This window comes from Vibrio antiquarius (assembly GCF_000024825.1).
Taxonomy (GTDB): Bacteria; Pseudomonadota; Gammaproteobacteria; order Enterobacterales; family Vibrionaceae; genus Vibrio; species Vibrio diabolicus.
This window is the reverse complement of record NC_013457.1, coordinates 1,281,400-1,297,327: the sequence shown is the minus strand read 5'-3', so window position 1 is coordinate 1,297,327 and position 15,928 is coordinate 1,281,400. Positions and strand designations below refer to the sequence as shown.

Annotated in this window: 14 protein-coding genes and 1 riboswitch; of the genes, 9 read left to right on the top strand and 5 right to left on the bottom strand. The window is 43.8% G+C overall.

Annotated features, from left to right (window positions below; all coding sequences use genetic code 11):
- Positions 1-34: 34 nt before the first annotated feature.
- A complete protein-coding gene (locus VEA_RS20645) occupies positions 35-1,330 on the top strand; it encodes an alpha/beta fold hydrolase (protein ID WP_006740789.1) in 1,296 nt (431 codons plus the stop codon).
- 58 nt (positions 1,331-1,388) lie between these two features.
- Here the strand turns inward: VEA_RS20645 and VEA_RS20640 are convergent, their stop codons facing one another.
- Positions 1,389-1,880, bottom strand: coding sequence for a GNAT family N-acetyltransferase (locus tag VEA_RS20640; protein ID WP_006740790.1), 492 nt, complete (start codon positions 1,878-1,880; stop codon positions 1,389-1,391).
- Positions 1,881-2,202: 322 nt separating this feature from the next.
- On the opposite strand from VEA_RS20640, the gene trhO reads away from it, so the two are divergent.
- Positions 2,203-3,183, top strand: a complete 981-nt coding sequence (trhO, locus tag VEA_RS20635; protein WP_006740791.1) for an oxygen-dependent tRNA uridine(34) hydroxylase TrhO — start codon at positions 2,203-2,205, stop codon at positions 3,181-3,183.
- Positions 3,184-3,253: 70 nt separating this feature from the next.
- Here trhO and VEA_RS20630 read toward each other — a convergent pair whose 3' ends face one another.
- On the bottom strand, positions 3,254-3,559 hold the full coding sequence (locus VEA_RS20630; RefSeq protein ID WP_006740792.1) for a DUF6482 family protein: 306 nt from the start codon (positions 3,557-3,559) through the stop codon (positions 3,254-3,256).
- A gap of 108 nt (positions 3,560-3,667) precedes the next feature.
- Between VEA_RS20630 and VEA_RS20625 the strand changes: the two genes are divergently transcribed.
- The 3 genes from VEA_RS20625 (at position 3,668) to gbpA (ending at position 7,673) form a co-directional block, all read left to right on the top strand.
- The gene (locus tag VEA_RS20625; RefSeq protein ID WP_006740793.1) at positions 3,668-5,149 is read left to right on the top strand and encodes a cryptochrome/deoxyribodipyrimidine photo-lyase family protein; all 1,482 of its coding nucleotides are present in this window, start codon (positions 3,668-3,670) and stop codon (positions 5,147-5,149) included.
- 80 nt (positions 5,150-5,229) lie between these two features.
- Positions 5,230-5,730: a fasciclin domain-containing protein gene (locus VEA_RS20620; RefSeq protein WP_006740794.1), complete on the top strand. Its 501-nt coding sequence runs from the start codon at positions 5,230-5,232 to the stop codon at positions 5,728-5,730.
- A 273-nt stretch (positions 5,731-6,003) separates the two neighbouring features.
- A riboswitch (cyclic di-GMP riboswitch) is annotated at positions 6,004-6,104 on the top strand.
- A gap of 105 nt (positions 6,105-6,209) precedes the next feature.
- Positions 6,210-7,673: an N-acetylglucosamine-binding protein GbpA gene (gene gbpA, locus VEA_RS20615; protein WP_012842416.1), complete on the top strand. Its 1,464-nt coding sequence runs from the start codon at positions 6,210-6,212 to the stop codon at positions 7,671-7,673.
- A gap of 53 nt (positions 7,674-7,726) precedes the next feature.
- On the opposite strand, the gene VEA_RS20610 is transcribed toward gbpA, so the two are convergent.
- Entirely contained in the window at positions 7,727-8,599 is an 873-nt protein-coding gene (locus VEA_RS20610) for a patatin-like phospholipase family protein (RefSeq protein WP_005397800.1), read from the bottom strand.
- Between the two features lie 179 nt (positions 8,600-8,778).
- Positions 8,779-9,420, bottom strand: coding sequence for a MarC family protein (locus VEA_RS20605; protein ID WP_005397799.1), 642 nt, complete (start codon positions 9,418-9,420; stop codon positions 8,779-8,781).
- Positions 9,421-9,615: 195 nt separating this feature from the next.
- On the opposite strand from VEA_RS20605, the gene nfsA reads away from it, so the two are divergent.
- Positions 9,616-10,338 carry an oxygen-insensitive NADPH nitroreductase gene (gene nfsA, locus VEA_RS20600; RefSeq protein WP_006740796.1) on the top strand — a complete coding sequence of 241 codons (723 nt, stop codon included), beginning with the start codon at positions 9,616-9,618 and terminating at the stop codon, positions 10,336-10,338.
- A gap of 65 nt (positions 10,339-10,403) precedes the next feature.
- On the opposite strand, the gene VEA_RS20595 is transcribed toward nfsA, so the two are convergent.
- Positions 10,404-11,297: a hypothetical protein gene (locus VEA_RS20595; RefSeq protein WP_006740797.1), complete on the bottom strand. Its 894-nt coding sequence runs from the start codon at positions 11,295-11,297 to the stop codon at positions 10,404-10,406.
- Positions 11,298-11,752: 455 nt separating this feature from the next.
- Between VEA_RS20595 and VEA_RS20590 the strand changes: the two genes are divergently transcribed.
- From VEA_RS20590 to VEA_RS20580, 3 genes are all read left to right on the top strand, one after another.
- Positions 11,753-12,871, top strand: a complete 1,119-nt coding sequence (locus tag VEA_RS20590; protein ID WP_006740798.1) for a polysaccharide export protein — start codon at positions 11,753-11,755, stop codon at positions 12,869-12,871.
- Positions 12,872-13,001: 130 nt separating this feature from the next.
- Positions 13,002-13,442, top strand: a complete 441-nt coding sequence (locus VEA_RS20585; RefSeq protein WP_031780663.1) for an arsenate reductase/protein-tyrosine-phosphatase family protein — start codon at positions 13,002-13,004, stop codon at positions 13,440-13,442.
- Between the two features lie 55 nt (positions 13,443-13,497).
- Positions 13,498-15,663 (top strand): polysaccharide biosynthesis tyrosine autokinase, encoded by a 2,166-nt coding sequence (locus VEA_RS20580; RefSeq protein WP_006740799.1) that lies wholly within the window; start codon positions 13,498-13,500, stop codon positions 15,661-15,663.
- Positions 15,664-15,928 lie beyond the last annotated feature (265 nt).

Genomic DNA, 15,928 nt, shown 5'->3' with positions numbered 1-15,928 from the left:
AGCGCTACCCATCAATAAGGAAATAAAGATAACAATGAACGCTCAATCATTTATCGACGCAGGATTGCATTACACTCCCCACAGTTTTACCGTTCCTCTGGATTACCAAAACGTGAGTAAAGGCACCATTGAAGTCTTCGCTCGTGCGGTTTGCCTAGTTGGCGATGAAGAATCGACCAAACCTTGGTTGGTTTACTTTCAGGGCGGGCCAGGCTTTCCCTCTCCGCGTCAAAACGGCAATAACGGCTGGGTAAAACGCGCGCTGCAAGAGTACCGAGTTTTGCTTCTCGACCAGCGCGGTACGGGCAATAGTTCGATGGTTAATCATCAGACTCTGGCTCATTTCACGCCGCAACAACAGGCCGAGTACTTAAGCCACTTCCGAGCGGATAACATCGTGCGCGACGCGGAATACATTCGTGAGCAATTTGGCGTCGAAAAATGGGCGATCTTAGGTCAAAGCTTTGGTGGATTTTGCTCCCTCACCTATTTGTCTTTGTTCCCAGACAGCTTGCTACAAAGCTACATCACAGGTGGCGTGCCATCAGTCTCGCGTCATGCCGACGATGTGTATGAAGCCACCTTCAAACGCACCATGGAGAAAAACCAAGCGTTCTTCCAACAATTTCCCAATGCACAGCAACTTTGCCAAAACATTGCCAATCACTTATTGGAGCAAGAAGAGTTTCTGCCAAATGGTCAGCGTTTTACTGTCGAACAGTTCCAACAAATTGGGATTAACTTTGGTGTCAGTGATACCTTCTTGCCAACTTATTACTGGCTAGAAAGTGCATTGATTGAAGTGAACGGCAAACAACAACTTCGTTATGAGTTCTTGAACGATATGTTGGCGCAGCAAAACTTCCAAACCAACCCGATTTACGCCATTTTGCATGAATCGATTTATTGCCAAGGCTTTGCGTCAAATTGGAGTGCACACCGTGTTCGCCAAACCCGACCAGAGTTTAATTATGAACCTGGCAAGCCATTTTACTTTACGGGGGAAATGGTCTTCCCATGGATGTTCGATCAATACGTCAACCTCAAGCCACTAAAAGATGCCGCTGAAATATTGGCCGCGAAAGAAGATTGGACTGCGCTGTACGATCAAACACAACTGGCTCAAAACAAAGTGCCTGTCAGTTGCGCCGTTTACGCCGATGATATGTTTGTGGAAATGGATATCAGCCGAGAAACGCTCGCGTTAATCCCAAACTCAAAAGCGTGGATCACTAACGAGTACGAGCACAACGGTTTACGTGCCGACGGTGAGCGCGTTTTAGATAAGTTAATTGCGATGGGGAATCAAACCGCCGCTAATTTGAAATAAATACTATAAAAACGCCTCTTCTAGAGGTAAGAGGCGTTTCATTCCTACCATCTTGTTTTTACGAATCTCTTACGCGCTTGGTCATACGTTTCGTCATCACCCGGTAGCCCATTTTATGATAGAAATCCTCACCTTCATGGTTAAATGACGCCACGGTTAAGCCGATTTCTTCTATTCCTTGAGCACACAAATCACTTTCCATCTTATCCATCAGCGATAAACCTATTCCTAAGTTTCGATGGTTCTCTGAAACAATAAGCTCATTAATAAAGCCAACGCGTTTTTCTGGTGAAATCAGCGACTGAACGTTACGAACCGAACCAGAGATAAAACCGACGACCTTTCTTTGCGAGCAAGCAATAAAAGCGCTCACGCTCCCGTCAAAATACTTTTCGAAGGTGCTATATGATTCTCTTAGTTGCGCCAATTCCTTGGGTGGACGATAGAAGTTCGGTTCAGCTTCATAGTGCGATGTATCGAGTTCAACGAGTAATTGTTTGAGCAAGGGAGCATCTTCTTCCCTCAGCCGCCTGATATAAAACTGCTGCATGTCCTTTCCTTGCCAACTGATCCGATTATTATTTTGTGGCTCTTGCGCACAACTTTAATGAAGAGCCGAAGAAGGAGTCACAGTACAAATTTAAACCAAAAGTGTCGAGTTCAACTTACCTTGTTCTCTACAATTAATGCTTATAATTTGAACACATAGCGGCTTCACCTGCGGACATGCTCCCCCTATCAAAGACCGCCAGGCCCCGCCTACTCATAATATCCATATAATTTGTCCGTATTTCCGACTAATTTAGTCAGGTATACTTCGTGCCGCTAAAATTTTAAGGTCGTTGACCAGCTGTATTTTTAAAGGAAACCTCATGAGTCAGTATGTAGTTTGTGCGCTGTACAAGTTTGTTGAGCTGAATAACTATCAAGAACTACGCGAGCCATTACTTGCGTTGATGGAAAAACACCATATTCGCGGAACATTACTGCTGGCAAGTGAGGGCATCAACGGCACTGTTGCCTCTGATCGTGCAGGTATTGATACGCTACTGGAGTGGCTAAACAACGAGCCTCGTTTGACAGGCACCGTATACAAAGAGTCGTACTCTGAGACCCAGCCATTCAATCGCACCAAAGTGAAACTGAAAAAAGAGATCGTAACATTAGGTGTTGAAGGCATAGACCCTCGCCACGTAGTGGGTACTTACGTGAAACCTCAAGAGTGGAACGATCTTATTGCTGATCCTGAAGTGTTTGTTGTCGATACACGTAATGATTACGAAATCGAGATCGGCACATTCAAAGGCGCTGTAAACCCAAATACTGAAACCTTTCGTGAATTCCCAGACTATGTAAAAGAAAACATGGACCCGGAAAAGCATAAGAAAGTGGCGATGTTCTGTACCGGTGGTATCCGCTGTGAGAAATCAACTGCTTACATGAAAGAACAGGGCTTTGATGAGGTCTACCACTTAGAAGGCGGCATTCTAAAGTACCTTGAAGAGGTACCAGAGGAAGAGAGTATGTGGGAAGGCGATTGTTATGTGTTTGACGGTCGTGTTGCAGTCAACCACCAGCTAGAAAAAGCAGATTACGATTTATGTAACGCTTGTCGTCTACCGATCACTGAAGAAGACAAACAGTCAGAAATGTTCGAGCAAGGCGTGAGCTGTCCGAAATGTCACGGCACACACTCAGAAGAACAAATTGCTCGATTCCGCGAACGTGAAAAACAAATTGTTCTTGCAGAACAACGAGGCGAGCAGCATGTTGGTGGCGAAAGTGCCAAGCAAAGAGAAGCTCGACGTGCCGCTAAGTATGCACAAAAAGACGCTCAGCGTAAACAAGACTAAGCTCGACCCTAATTCTATTTTAAGCGAGCTGCCGTAAGGTGGCTCGCTTTTACTATGCACCAACACTCTTTCAATACAATTTTGTATCTCTCACCAAAACCTCTAGTTGATTGTCTCTTTTGCCTTCGGGTAGCCCCACCATCTCATCATAAGCACTTTGATGTACTAAAACCTGCTTATTTGCTTTGATATTCTTGCACTTCTTTTGCATCTCGATAAGGGAATGAGCCCTCAAAAAGATACCGTTGTCGTCAGTGATGAATTGCGCTTTCCCATCAACTACGACAGATGCTTGATACAATGCGAGATCAAGCGAGTGAATGATCAATTTATCTACGTAGAAGAACTTTTCTAACTTACTCAGTGGTATCGACATATCTCACCTCCTTGTGAGCAACCTCTACGTTTTAATGAACAAAACCGATCATTAGGTGAGATCTCTTCGGATCATTTGCGTACAACATCGGAAACAAAGAGGATTCCGATGCAAACAATCAATGTCGTGTGGTTAAAGCGAGATTTAAGACTGACTGACCACCAGCCCTTAACACAAGCATTGTCGTCAAAGCACCCAACGGTACTTTTATATATTGTTGAACCGTTGCTGTTAAACAACCCTCACTATTCTGAGCGTCACTGGCGATTTGTTTGGCAATCATTGCAAGACATGAATGAGACGCTCAAAGCCTATGGACACCGCATCACGGTTCTGTTTGGCGATGCCTTAGCATGTTTTCAATCAATTCAAATGCAATATCAAATCAACGCTGTGTTTTCTCATCAGGAAATAGGGCTCAACTGCACCTTTGAGCGCGATAAGCAAATTGCCGACTGGCTGCATGAGCAGAACATCACGTGGTTTGAGTTCGAGCACGGTGCTGTTATTAGAGGAGCAAAAGACCGGCAGGGTTGGGACAAACATTGGGATTTGGTCATGAGATCCTCCATAAGCCCTCTTGATCTGCAGACCAACTTGTTGCATTCATTGGATGCAGAATCACTCGGCTGCGCGTTTTCGCCACCTTCATCCTGGCTATCAAAATGCAAAGGAATGCAAACGGGAGGAAGCCAACTCGCTTGGAAAACACTGGAGGACTTTTTCAATCGTCGAGGTCGTGATTACTATCGAAGCATTTCTAGTCCCACAGCCTCACGTACAGCCTGTACTCGCCTTTCTCCATACCTCGCTTGGGGTAATATATCCTTGCGTGAAGTTTATCAGTACCTATTGAAACACTGGCAAGTTGTTGGGTTTCGTCGCAGCTTAATTGCGTTGTCTTCACGGCTGCATTGGCACTGCCATTTCATACAGAAATTCGAGTCGGAATACGACATGGAGTTTTACTGTGTTAACCGGGCTTACGAATCGTTGATTAAACAAAGTAGCACTTTCGATGAAGAAAAGTTAGCAGCATGGAAATCTGGATATACTGGCATACCTTTGATCGATGCCTGTATGCGCTGTTTGCATCAGACTGGCTATATAAACTTTCGCATGCGTGCCATGCTGGTTAGTTTTCTCACTCATCACATGAACATGGATTGGCGAACTGGCGTGACGCATTTAGCGCAACTATTCCTCGACTTTGAGCCTGGTATTCATTACCCACAATTCCAAATGCAAGCCGGGGTAACTGGGACCAATACAATCCGGATTTACAACCCGGTTAAGCAAGCCCAAGAACATGACCCTGATGGCGCGTTCATCTATAAATGGGTGCCTGAATTGCAAATGGTCCCCACCCCACTATTGTTCGAGCCCTGGACAATGACACAGATGGAAACCGTCATGTACCACTTGAAACCGGATAGCCGTTACCTAGCGCCTATTGTCGACCTAAATAGCGCAGCTAAAGACGCAAGGGAGCGTCTATGGGCATGGCGGAAACGGGCCGATGTAAAACAAGAAGGCAAACGGATTTTAACGCGACACGTGAGGCCATCGAAAGAAAGCAGGGCTCGTTGATCATCTTTTCATTTAGATGCGTACAAACGAAGACATTCTCTAGGGAAACCGTTGTACCCCCAACTCGTAAGGAACACATTATGTTTAAACGTATCTTGGTTATCACGGCTACATTGATGGCGACTTTATCTTTTATGCTTCCCGTCAAGGCTCATGAGCATGGCATGATGAAGGGTGATATTGTCGACGTTGCCACTGAAAACGGCTCTTTCAATACACTTGTCGCTGCAGTGAAAGCGGCTGATCTATTCGATACACTCAAAGGAGAAGGCCCATTTACTGTTTTTGCACCAACGGATGACGCTTTTGCAAAACTGCCTGACGGTACAATCGATATGCTCTTAATGCCGGAAAACAAAGACAAGTTAGTATCCATTTTGACTTATCACGTCGTCCCAGGGAAAGTAATGGCTGCCGATGTTGTTAAGCTGGACAAAGCAACTACGGTTCAGGGGCAAGACGTGATGATTAAAACCATGGGCGACAAAGTCATGGTCAACGATGCAAATGTAATGGCAACCGATGTGAAAGCTAAAAACGGCGTCATTCATGTTATTGATACCGTCATTATGCCTAAATAACATGATTCAGAGGGCGGTATATTCCGCCCTTTAAACGGTGCTTCTTCTATCCTTAATACTGCCCCTTCCCTACCTTCGACCCAACAACCAATCACTCATTCACTCCAACTATCAAAAAGACAAAAACAACATCAAAACCAATATCTTAGAAACAAAAAAGCACAATATCAATGAGGTTGGCGTACCGTTACCTTTCAATTTGAGAACATGATTCCATGTCAGTGTCGTTTACTTTTCCACATGTAAATTCTTGAGCTAAATTTTGGCTGCTCAATCACATTTCGGCAAACCATTCGAAAGGGTGGGACGCAAAGCTTCCGGTCTGTCAGCATTCCATCATCAAAAGTAATGCTCATGATAGCGGGGTTGCCATGTTGCAACACTACATTATCCAAAGTATGGATTCATGCAGCGTTGCTTCATGCTCAGCATGCGCCGAGGTGTGACATTAATTTGTCAGCCATAACAGAGGACATGTGATGAAATCCTTCCCAACCAAATCCGTACTTGCATTAGCACTTGCAAGCATTAGCTCAAGTGCTGCGGCTCACGGCTACGTATCAGAAACCAATGATGGTGTCGCTGCAAGTCGCGCGGCACTATGTAAGTATCCAACACCTGATACTAACGAAAAAAATAATAACTGCGGTGCCATTCAATACGAGCCACAAAGTGTTGAAGGTCCTGATGGTTTTCCACAAACAGGGCCTCGCGATGGAAAAATAGCAAGTGCTGAAACCGCTCTAGCTGCCGCTCTTGATGAACAAACTGCCGACCGCTGGGTTAAACGTCCTATTCAATCAGGTACACAGACTTTTGAATGGACATTTACCGCTAACCATGTGACGCGTGACTGGAAATATTACATCACCAAACCTGATTGGAACCCAAATGCCTCACTATCACGCGACTCGTTTGATCTGACTCCTTTCTGTGTAGTCGATGGCAATATGGTTCAACCTCCAAAACAGGTGAGCCATCAATGTAATGTGCCTACGCGCGAGGGGTATCACGTCATTCTGGCGGTATGGGATGTTGGCGACACAGCGGCTTCATTTTATAACGTGACCGATGTGAAATTTGATGGCGACAGTCCAGTCATTCCAGATTGGACGCAAGGCGGTCAAATTATTCCGACGATGGATTTAAATGTTGGAGATTCGGTTTATACGCGCGTATTTGATCAGGCGGGTGAAAACATAGCTTATCGAACCGAGCTAGAAATTACCGATGCAGTCATGGGCAAAGCGAAAAACTGGTCTTACGCTCTAGCAACGAAGATCAACCAAGAGCAAACTAAACTGCAAGCTGGACAGTATACCGAGGATAAATTCACTCCTGTTTATGGTACTAATCCGGTGTATCTGCAAGCTAATAGCGGCCTTGAGCGTGTAGAAATCGGCTACAAGATAGAAACTCCCGCTCCAGAGTACTCACTCACAGTAGATGGCTTAGCAGACGAGTATATCATTGAGTCAACACCGACAACGTTGGATCTGACACTAACTGCTGAAGGCGATTTAAACGCAGAACTCACCGTGTACAATCACCACCGTGAGCCACTTGCAAGCTGGGCAGACGAAATGAAAGACGGCTCGGTGGAGGCTGTATCGCTCGCTTTAACCAAATCAGAGCCTGGTCACCATATGCTCGTGACTCGTATTAAAGACAAAGATGGCAACTTGGTGGATCAGCAAACGCTCGACTTTCACTTAAAAGAAGAGTCAGTAACGCCACCACCATCTGGCGAGTACGATTTTGTCTTTCCTGAAGGGCTATCTAGCTACACGGCGGGCACAAAAGTGCTTGCAAGCGACGGTGCCATTTACCAATGTAAACCCTTCCCATACTCTGGTTACTGTGTACAGTGGAAAGAAAGCGCAAACCAATACGAACCAGGAACAGGTTCACACTGGGAAATGGCTTGGGATAAAGTCAACTAAATCGCCCTTTGAACGTTAAGTAAAAAGAGCCTCGCTATGAGGCTCTTTCATTATCAAACGCAAAAATGGCAGTTTTCCCGATCTAAACCATGAACACCTGACAAATTAGCCAAATGAGCCCGCCCTTCAATCAGCCCCATTTCATAACCTTCCAATAGGACGGTTTGTCGCATTGATAAGCGCTGAACAGGAAAATTATCTGGTGGTGCAATCACTCTGACATGCGTTCCCGGTGGAGGATTACGAATAAATTCCAACGATTGATTGTAGTTATCTGCACGTCTTAACATCGCGTCCGCCATTTTAGGATGTTCGGCAAATAACTTCTTCATCAGCCATGTGGTTTTTACTGGCTTCTTGGCATAATTCAGCGGGTGAGAAAGCACAACGGTTATGTCGCGAGCCCCGCGACGATAAGCCTCACGCACTGGGATAGAATCTGCAACCCCACCATCGGTATAGCAGCCTCCAGAAAAGCAAGGGGTATGCTTGTATGCAATGGGTAACGCTGTTGTCGCTTCAATCGCATGATGAAAATTATCACGCGTCACGCGATAATAATCTGCCTGTCCTGTATCTACATTCGTCGTCGCTGCCAGAAAAGGAATGCCATTAAACAGTTTATTTTCATCGACGGGATACAAACGATTAGACTCTTCAAACAGCCACTTCACATCAATGAGGTCTCCACCTTTAACGAATCGAGTCGGATCAAAAAAGCGTTTACTCGTTGCCAGCTTAGTAATGACATTAATGCTGCGATGCGGATAGTCGGTCAAATAACCAATCAAGTTTGATGCGCCAGCAGATACACCAATGGCAAAATCAAACGGTTTATAACTCTGCTCTAAAAACGCATCTAGCACTCCGCTTGCGAAGACACCTCGCATCGCGCCACCTTCCACTACAATTGCTTTTGTTGCCATATTTCCCCCATTATTCTTGCCAAAAGAGTAATGAAATTCGTGCAATCAAAACAATTGAATATTCTTATTATTGAAATAGGTGAAGTCTATTTATTTCTTTCTTAGAAAGTGAAAACTAAAGTTCAAAAAATCCACACCAGCTAGAAATGTAGTTGTGGATTTAGACGAGATGGAGACGCCTATGAGAAAACAGTTTTATAGGCTTCGCCCGCGCCATCAATAAACATTTGAGTACCGATAACCGCTAGGATTAAGCCCATCATTTTCGTCACGACGTTCAGAGCACTCGGTCCAACTGCTTTGACCAATTTGTCTCCAAATAAAAACAATATATAGGTAATAACACACAACACAGCAAAAGAAACGATGGTAATAATGGTTTGATCAAAACCACCCGCCGTAGCAAAGTTCATCGCGGTAGCAATCGTTCCAGGCCCTGCTAATATCGGCATTGCAAGTGGAGAAACGGCGATGCTCAACGCCGCCTGCTGCTGCGCTGGAGAATACGCTTTCTCTTTAGTTTTCTGATGCGTCGAATCACCTTGAAGCATATTAAAACCGATCAAAAACACCAAGATACCGCCCGTTATTCGCAAGGCGTACAGCGTGATACCAAACAAATCAAAAATTAATTTACCGGCGATCGAAAATATCGCAATGATGACAAATGCAATAAAAACAGAACGAAGCGCCATGGAACGCACGGTTTCTTTATCCTCATCTGCCGTTAAACTCAAAAAGATAGGAATATTGGCGATGGGGTTCATGATCGCAAAGAAGCCCATAAACACCGTGACTGTATGAACGATGAGTTCTTTCATATTTTCCACTGCAGTTAAATTGTTGATTCTAAAAACAGTATATACGCTCTCAAGCAGAACGAGTGATGTATTCTCTATTCATCTTCACACTTATGCGCTAAGCATTGTTTTTCTTTTGAGATAGTTTACCGACTCATTAAATATCGCTAAGGTGAGGCTTCAGCCTTTACATGTAACAGGGGATGTTAAGTCACCATGAACAGTACGATACAAACAATTCTCAATCACCGCTCAATTCGAAAGTTCACCTCACAACCTATTGAGAGCGAACAATTAGAAACGATTCTACAAGCTGGCCTTGCGGCGTCTTCATCAAGTATGTTGCAAGTCGTCTCAATTATCCGCGTGACTGATAAAGAAAAGCGTACGCTATTGGCACAATATGCGGGGAATCAAGGGTACGTTGAAAGCGCTGCTGAGTTTTTGGTGTTTTGCATTGATTACCAGCGCCACGCCAGCATCAATCCTGATGTTCAAGCTGATTTCACCGAGTTAACACTTATCGGTGCTGTTGATTCTGGCATCATGGCACAAAACTGCTTACTTGCGGCAGAGTCTATGGGACTAGGAGGCGTGTATATTGGTGGCTTACGAAACAATGCTCAAAAAGTCGACGAGTTATTAGGCTTACCTAAAAATACCGCCATTTTATTTGGTATGTGTCTTGGTCATCCAGATCAAGCCCCTGAAGTTAAGCCACGTCTACCTGCTCATGTCGTGGTGCATGAAAATCAGTATCAAGACCTAAATTTGGATGATATTCAGGCTTATGACCAAACCATGCAAAACTACTATGCAAACCGTTCGAGCAATCAAAAACAAAGCACTTGGTCACAAGAAGTCACCAGTAAACTAGCTGGCGAATCACGTCCGCACATCCTGCCTTACTTAAACAGTAAAGGGCTCACTAAAAGGTGATGAACACAGTACAATAGGATCAAAAAAGGCCTCTGAAGAGGCCTTTTAATTATCAGTACAGTTAATTAGTTACCGCCTGAACCACCTGATGGCGGATCAACAGGATCAACTGGTTTGCCTGGCTTCGCATCTGGAATCGGTGGCACTACCGGTTTGAAATCATCTACAGGTTTTCCTGCTTCGATCTCTTTTTCAACCTGGTTAACAACATCTTTAGTATCTTCTTCAGATACCTCTACGTAAATAACATCACCAGAATCATTTTTAGGGTAATTTGGGTTCTTCTTAATTACCTCTTCAGTTACAGCTTTGGCTGCTACTGAAATTGCTTTCGGAGAAGCCGTAGGGTTCGCTTTAATGACATCTGAAACTACATTCGCTGTAGCAACCAGTTTAGTCGCTAATGCTTTTGTTGCAGCATCACCACTCTCATCTAACTGCTTAACTACACTTTCAGTATTGCGAAGCAAATCATTAACTGAAACGCCCATCGCATTGACATCAAGACCTAAATCAGCAAACACTTGCTCTGCAACCTCTGGCGTGTAAATTGCACCTTCTTCCAAAGTATCCGTTACTAGAGTAGTAAACGGTGAACCTGTTACAGGTGCATCTGCTTGCGCTAGACCTTTTGGAATTTTGTAATCAGTTGTAATACGTTTACCATTAGATGCATCTACACTCTTATCAGTGTGCTTTAATGTGAAAGTACACTCACTTGGAGCACTAACTACGTCTATGTGACTAATGCGCGCATAGCCAACCATACCTTTGTAGTTTGTTGTCAGTTCATCAGCCTTACCTTTTAAATCTCCACCACAGTCGTAAGAGACTTCCATGCCGATAACAGCTGGATCATAAGCCTGTACTGAGTATGTTTTTACCTCAGGATCGCTGTCACTACCACAACCTGCTAGTAGGACTGCAGCCACACTTGCCGTTAAAAGTTTGATTTTCAAAATTAGCTCCAATATTTGTTGTTATATCCGACCGCAACAGGAAGCATAACGGCAGTTGCATATGGTGTAAATAGGATGCATACAACTTTGGCATGAGTTTTTTCACATTCCTGCCTGTTTACATGTGCAAAATCATGCATTCATCTCAATAACGCTAAATAGACATAATTTTGTCATGTATTCGTAAGTATTTTTTAAGTATGTAGTTGCCTTTATTGCAACCAGATGGATAATGGTTGACTATTTTTGTGGGGTAGATTTTTCACCTTCATAAATGAAACTAAGAGCTCTAAGTCGCTAGCAGCCATTTGGAGTGTTTATTACACAAATAATTCTGAATGGACTCGCTTTCTAAAGGCTTAAAACTGCAGTAAATCGTCAACATTGATGAAATGCAGTTCAATTAGAATGAATCAATTTCAGTCGGCAAACTTTCTTTCGGTAGTTATAAACCAATGAACACATTTAATAAATTTTTGGGGATATCAGTACTTCCTATCCTTCTTACAGGGTGTACTCTGCCTGGTAGCCACCTTTCGGTCAGTGACAAAACAGTAATGAGCACTGAATCGAGTGATATAGAATCGCAGGTTACGGTTTATCCTTTAACTTTGGAGCGAGTGACCTCTTTAAATTCAATAGATCCTTTTTCAAAGCCAAATCCAGAGTTAGATATTGAAATCGCCAAGTATGAATACGAAGTAGGACCTGGTGATATCTTAAATATTACTATTTGGGACCACCCAGAGCTCACGATCCCAGCTGGCTCATATCGTAGTTCAGCCGAAGCAGGTAACTGGGTGCATTCGGATGGCACGATCTTCTACCCTTACATTGGCGTTGTACACGTTGAAGGTAAAAACGTTCGCCAAATTCGTGCAGACATTGCCAACCGTCTTGCAAAATACATTGAGAGCCCGCAAGTCGATGTAAGCGTTGCAGCATTTCGCTCTAAAAAGACTTATGTGACTGGCGAAGTGAACAAGCCAGGGCAACAACCAATCACAAACATTCCTCTTACACTTCTTGATGCCGTGAATAGAGCAGGCGGACTGGCAGCCGAAGCCGATTGGCGTAATGCAACACTGACGCGAAACGGTGTCGTTGAAAATGTCTCTTTGTATGCTCTGATGCAACAAGGCGACTTAACTCAAAACCGTCTTCTAAAGCCAGGTGATATTGTTCATATTCCCCGTAACGATGCACAAAAAGTATTTGTTATGGGCGAAGTTAACGATCCAAAACTACTCAAAATTGATCGCAGCGGTATGAGCCTTACTGAGGCTCTAAGTAGCGTTGGTGGTATTAATGAAATCTCCGCCGATGCTACTGGCGTTTTCGTCATCAGACGTTCAAAAGAAGAAGCTAAAATGGCGGACATCTATCAGTTAGATGTTTCTGATGCTTCTGCTTTGGTGATTGGAACAGAGTTTGATCTCAACCCATACGACATAGTCTACGTAACAGCTGCGCCTGTTAGCCGTTGGAACCGCGTTATTGCTCAACTTGTTCCAACCATTTCCGGCTTTAACGAATTAACCGAAGGTGTACTACGAGTACGCACTTGGCCGTAAAAACGACGTGCCGCAAGAAAGTTATCTCTTGCGGTACGCATTCAATAGTTACGTAGCTCAATTGTGCAATATAAAGAAGCAAGCAATTCAGTTGGGATCATAGGCATACAATTTAAAATAGGGTAAGCATTTGTTTTCTAATATTCTTGTCGTCTGTGTAGGTAATATTTGCCGCTCTCCAACAGGAGAGCGGCTTTTGCAGTCTTTACTACCAAACAAACATGTCGCGTCAGCGGGAATCGCGGTGGATAAAAGTCATTTAACAGGAAAAGCTGCTGATGATATGGCAACCACCATCGCGAACGAACATGGCGTAAGCTTAGATGGACACGAAGCACGACAATTAACACCTGAGCTTTGCGCTCAATACGATCTGATATTGGTTATGGAAAAAGGTCATTTAGAAGCCTTAACCAAAGTCGCTCCTGAGGCACGAGGCAAAACGATGCTGTTTGGACAATGGATAAGTGAAAAAAACATTCCTGATCCATACAGACAAAGTAGAGAAGCCTTCGAACATGCTTATACGCTTATAGAAAAAGCAGCAAAAGCGTGGTCTCAAAAACTATAAGCCGCAAGGCTAAATAAATAAACGCCAATGGCAAGGTATTTAAGAAGTTAAAGTAATGACAACACAAACTATTAAGCAATCACGTCAAGCCGACGATGAGATCGATTTGGGAAAGTTATTTGGGATCATTCTTGATGCCAAATGGCTCATTCTATGTACCGTAGTCCTATTTTCAATTATAGGCGTCGGCGTTGCCATTCTATCAACACCTATCTACAAAGCTGACGCTCTTATCCAAATTGAAAGTAAGAGCTCCGGTGGTATTTCAGCGATGGTTGGTGATATGGGAGAGCTGTTTTCAGCAGAGTCATCAGCGACAACAGAAATTGAGATCATTAAATCTCGTATGATTTTGGGTGGTACCGTTGATAAGTTCAACTTAACCACGGTCGTCTCTCCGAATTACATGCCTATCGTCGGTAAGGGCTTAGCTCGACTGCAAGGCGAACAAATCAGTCTGAGCGTTTCACGATTTAATACCCCTTCTTACGCAGTTGGAATTCCTCTAACTCTCGAAGTTATTGATTCTGAAAAACAGACGTTCAGACTTATAGAAGATGACAATAACGTCATTTTAGAAGGTAAGGTTGGCGAGCTCATTGAAAAGAACGGCTATCAATTCTTAGCTACAGAAATGATAGCGCAAGACGGCGCATCGTTTACCGTGAGTAAAGTCAGCAAGTTAGATGCAATTAATAAACTTCAAGAAAACTTATCGATAAGCGAACGTGGTAAGCAAACCGGGATTATTTCTTTAAGCTTCTCTGGTGAAGATCGCGCTAAGATTCAAGCTATCTTGAACGACATTAGCCAGAACTACTTCTTGCAAAACGTTCAAAGAAACTCAGCAGAGGCAGAGCAAAGTCTCGAGTTCTTGAAAGGCCACCTTCCAGACATCAAAACAAAACTGACCGCTTCTGAAGACGTTTTAAATCGATTCCGTCAAGAAAATGAATCTATCGACTTAGGCCTTGAAGCTCAATCAACTCTGAAAGTGATGGTTGAATTAGAAGCGCAGTTAAATGAGCTTACATTCAAAGAGAGTGAAATCAGCCAGCGCTTTACACAAGATCACCCGGCTTATAAGTCTCTGCTTGATAAACGTGAGACGCTACTCAAAGAGAAAGAGCGTCTTAATAAACAAGTTCAAAAGTTACCGAAAACACAGCGTGAAGTTCTACGCATGACGCGCGATGTAGAAGTAAACCAACAAATCTACATCCAGCTATTGAACAAGGTTCAAGAGCTCAACATCATTAAAGCAGGAACTGTTGGCAACGTTCGAATCTTAGATAACGCTCAGTCGTTCTCTAAGCCAATAAAGCCGAAAAAAGCGCTTATCGTTGTGCTAGCAACACTGCTTGGCGGCATGGCAGGCGTGGCTTTCGTATTAATTCGTGCGGCATTCCACCGAGGTGTAGAAACACCAGATCAAATTGAGCAGATTGGTATGCCTGTTTACGCTAGCGTTCCAAAATCTATTCAACAACTGGAATTTGCAAACAAGCTTAAACGAAACAAAGGCAGCAACGATGAGCTAGTCCTTCTTGCTGAAGCTAACCCGGCCGATCTTTCCATCGAGGCCCTGCGTAGTCTTCGTACTAGCCTGCACTTTGCGATGATGGAAGCGAAGAACAATGTTCTTATGATTTCAGGTCCAGCACCATCTATCGGTAAAACGTTTGTATCGACAAACTTTGCAGCCGTCGCTGCAAAAACAGGTCAGAAAGTACTGCTTATCGATGCGGATATGCGTAAAGGTTATTTGCAGCAATGTTTTGGTTTACGTTGGGATAACGGTCTTTCTGATTATTTGAGCGGCAAGACATCCCATAGCAATATCATTAAATCAACATCCATCGACAATCTAGATGTGGTTACTCGTGGCCAAGTACCACCAAACCCGTCAGAGCTTTTGATGCATCCTCGCTTTAAGAGTTTTGTTGACGAAATGTCGGCGCAGTACGATCTTGTGATCATCGATACGCCGCCTGTACTCGCGGTTACCGACCCAAGCATTGTTGGTGCAATCGCTGGAACAACACTGATGGTAGCTCGTTTTGATCAAACGACTTTGAAGGAAATTGAAGTCGCACAAGGTCGCTTTGAACAATCCGGCGTGGAAGTAAAAGGCGTAATTCTAAACGCCGTAGAGAAGAAAGCGTCAAACTCATACGGATATGGTTACGGTTACTATAACTACGCTTACAAGAGCGAGTAATTAATATCTACATGTATTACAAAGCCCTGCTAGACCTAGCAGGGCTTTTTTATTACTGGATCCTGTAATGCATATCTACTAGAAAACGGATGGTTGTTAGCATCTACATAGGCATTGGCTGTCAAACTATTCAGCACTTCTTTAATGGGGCTGATATTTTGTGATGCGGCTCTCTCATGAACAGTTGCATGATGGATTGTGAAACTCTACTATCAGCCTGCTCACGCCTAAAGCCCCCAACACTTGCGGAAAGAACTTGGTTCAC

Bases quoted from the DNA above. Each gene is read 5' to 3' on its own strand.
- VEA_RS20645 (WP_006740789.1), top strand. From the start codon at position 35: ATGAACGCTCAATCATTTATCGACGCAGGATTGCATTACACTCCCCAC.
- VEA_RS20640 (WP_006740790.1), bottom strand. From the start codon at position 1,880: ATGCAGCAGTTTTATATCAGGCGGCTGAGGGAAGAAGATGCTCCCTTG.
- trhO (WP_006740791.1), top strand. From the start codon at position 2,203: ATGAGTCAGTATGTAGTTTGTGCGCTGTACAAGTTTGTTGAGCTGAAT.
- VEA_RS20630 (WP_006740792.1), bottom strand. From the start codon at position 3,559: ATGTCGATACCACTGAGTAAGTTAGAAAAGTTCTTCTACGTAGATAAA.
- VEA_RS20625 (WP_006740793.1), top strand. From the start codon at position 3,668: ATGCAAACAATCAATGTCGTGTGGTTAAAGCGAGATTTAAGACTGACT.
- VEA_RS20620 (WP_006740794.1), top strand. From the start codon at position 5,230: ATGTTTAAACGTATCTTGGTTATCACGGCTACATTGATGGCGACTTTA.
- gbpA (WP_012842416.1), top strand. From the start codon at position 6,210: ATGAAATCCTTCCCAACCAAATCCGTACTTGCATTAGCACTTGCAAGC.
- VEA_RS20610 (WP_005397800.1), bottom strand. From the start codon at position 8,599: ATGGCAACAAAAGCAATTGTAGTGGAAGGTGGCGCGATGCGAGGTGTC.
- VEA_RS20605 (WP_005397799.1), bottom strand. From the start codon at position 9,420: ATGAAAGAACTCATCGTTCATACAGTCACGGTGTTTATGGGCTTCTTT.
- nfsA (WP_006740796.1), top strand. From the start codon at position 9,616: ATGAACAGTACGATACAAACAATTCTCAATCACCGCTCAATTCGAAAG.
- VEA_RS20590 (WP_006740798.1), top strand. From the start codon at position 11,753: ATGAACACATTTAATAAATTTTTGGGGATATCAGTACTTCCTATCCTT.
- VEA_RS20580 (WP_006740799.1), top strand. From the start codon at position 13,498: ATGACAACACAAACTATTAAGCAATCACGTCAAGCCGACGATGAGATC.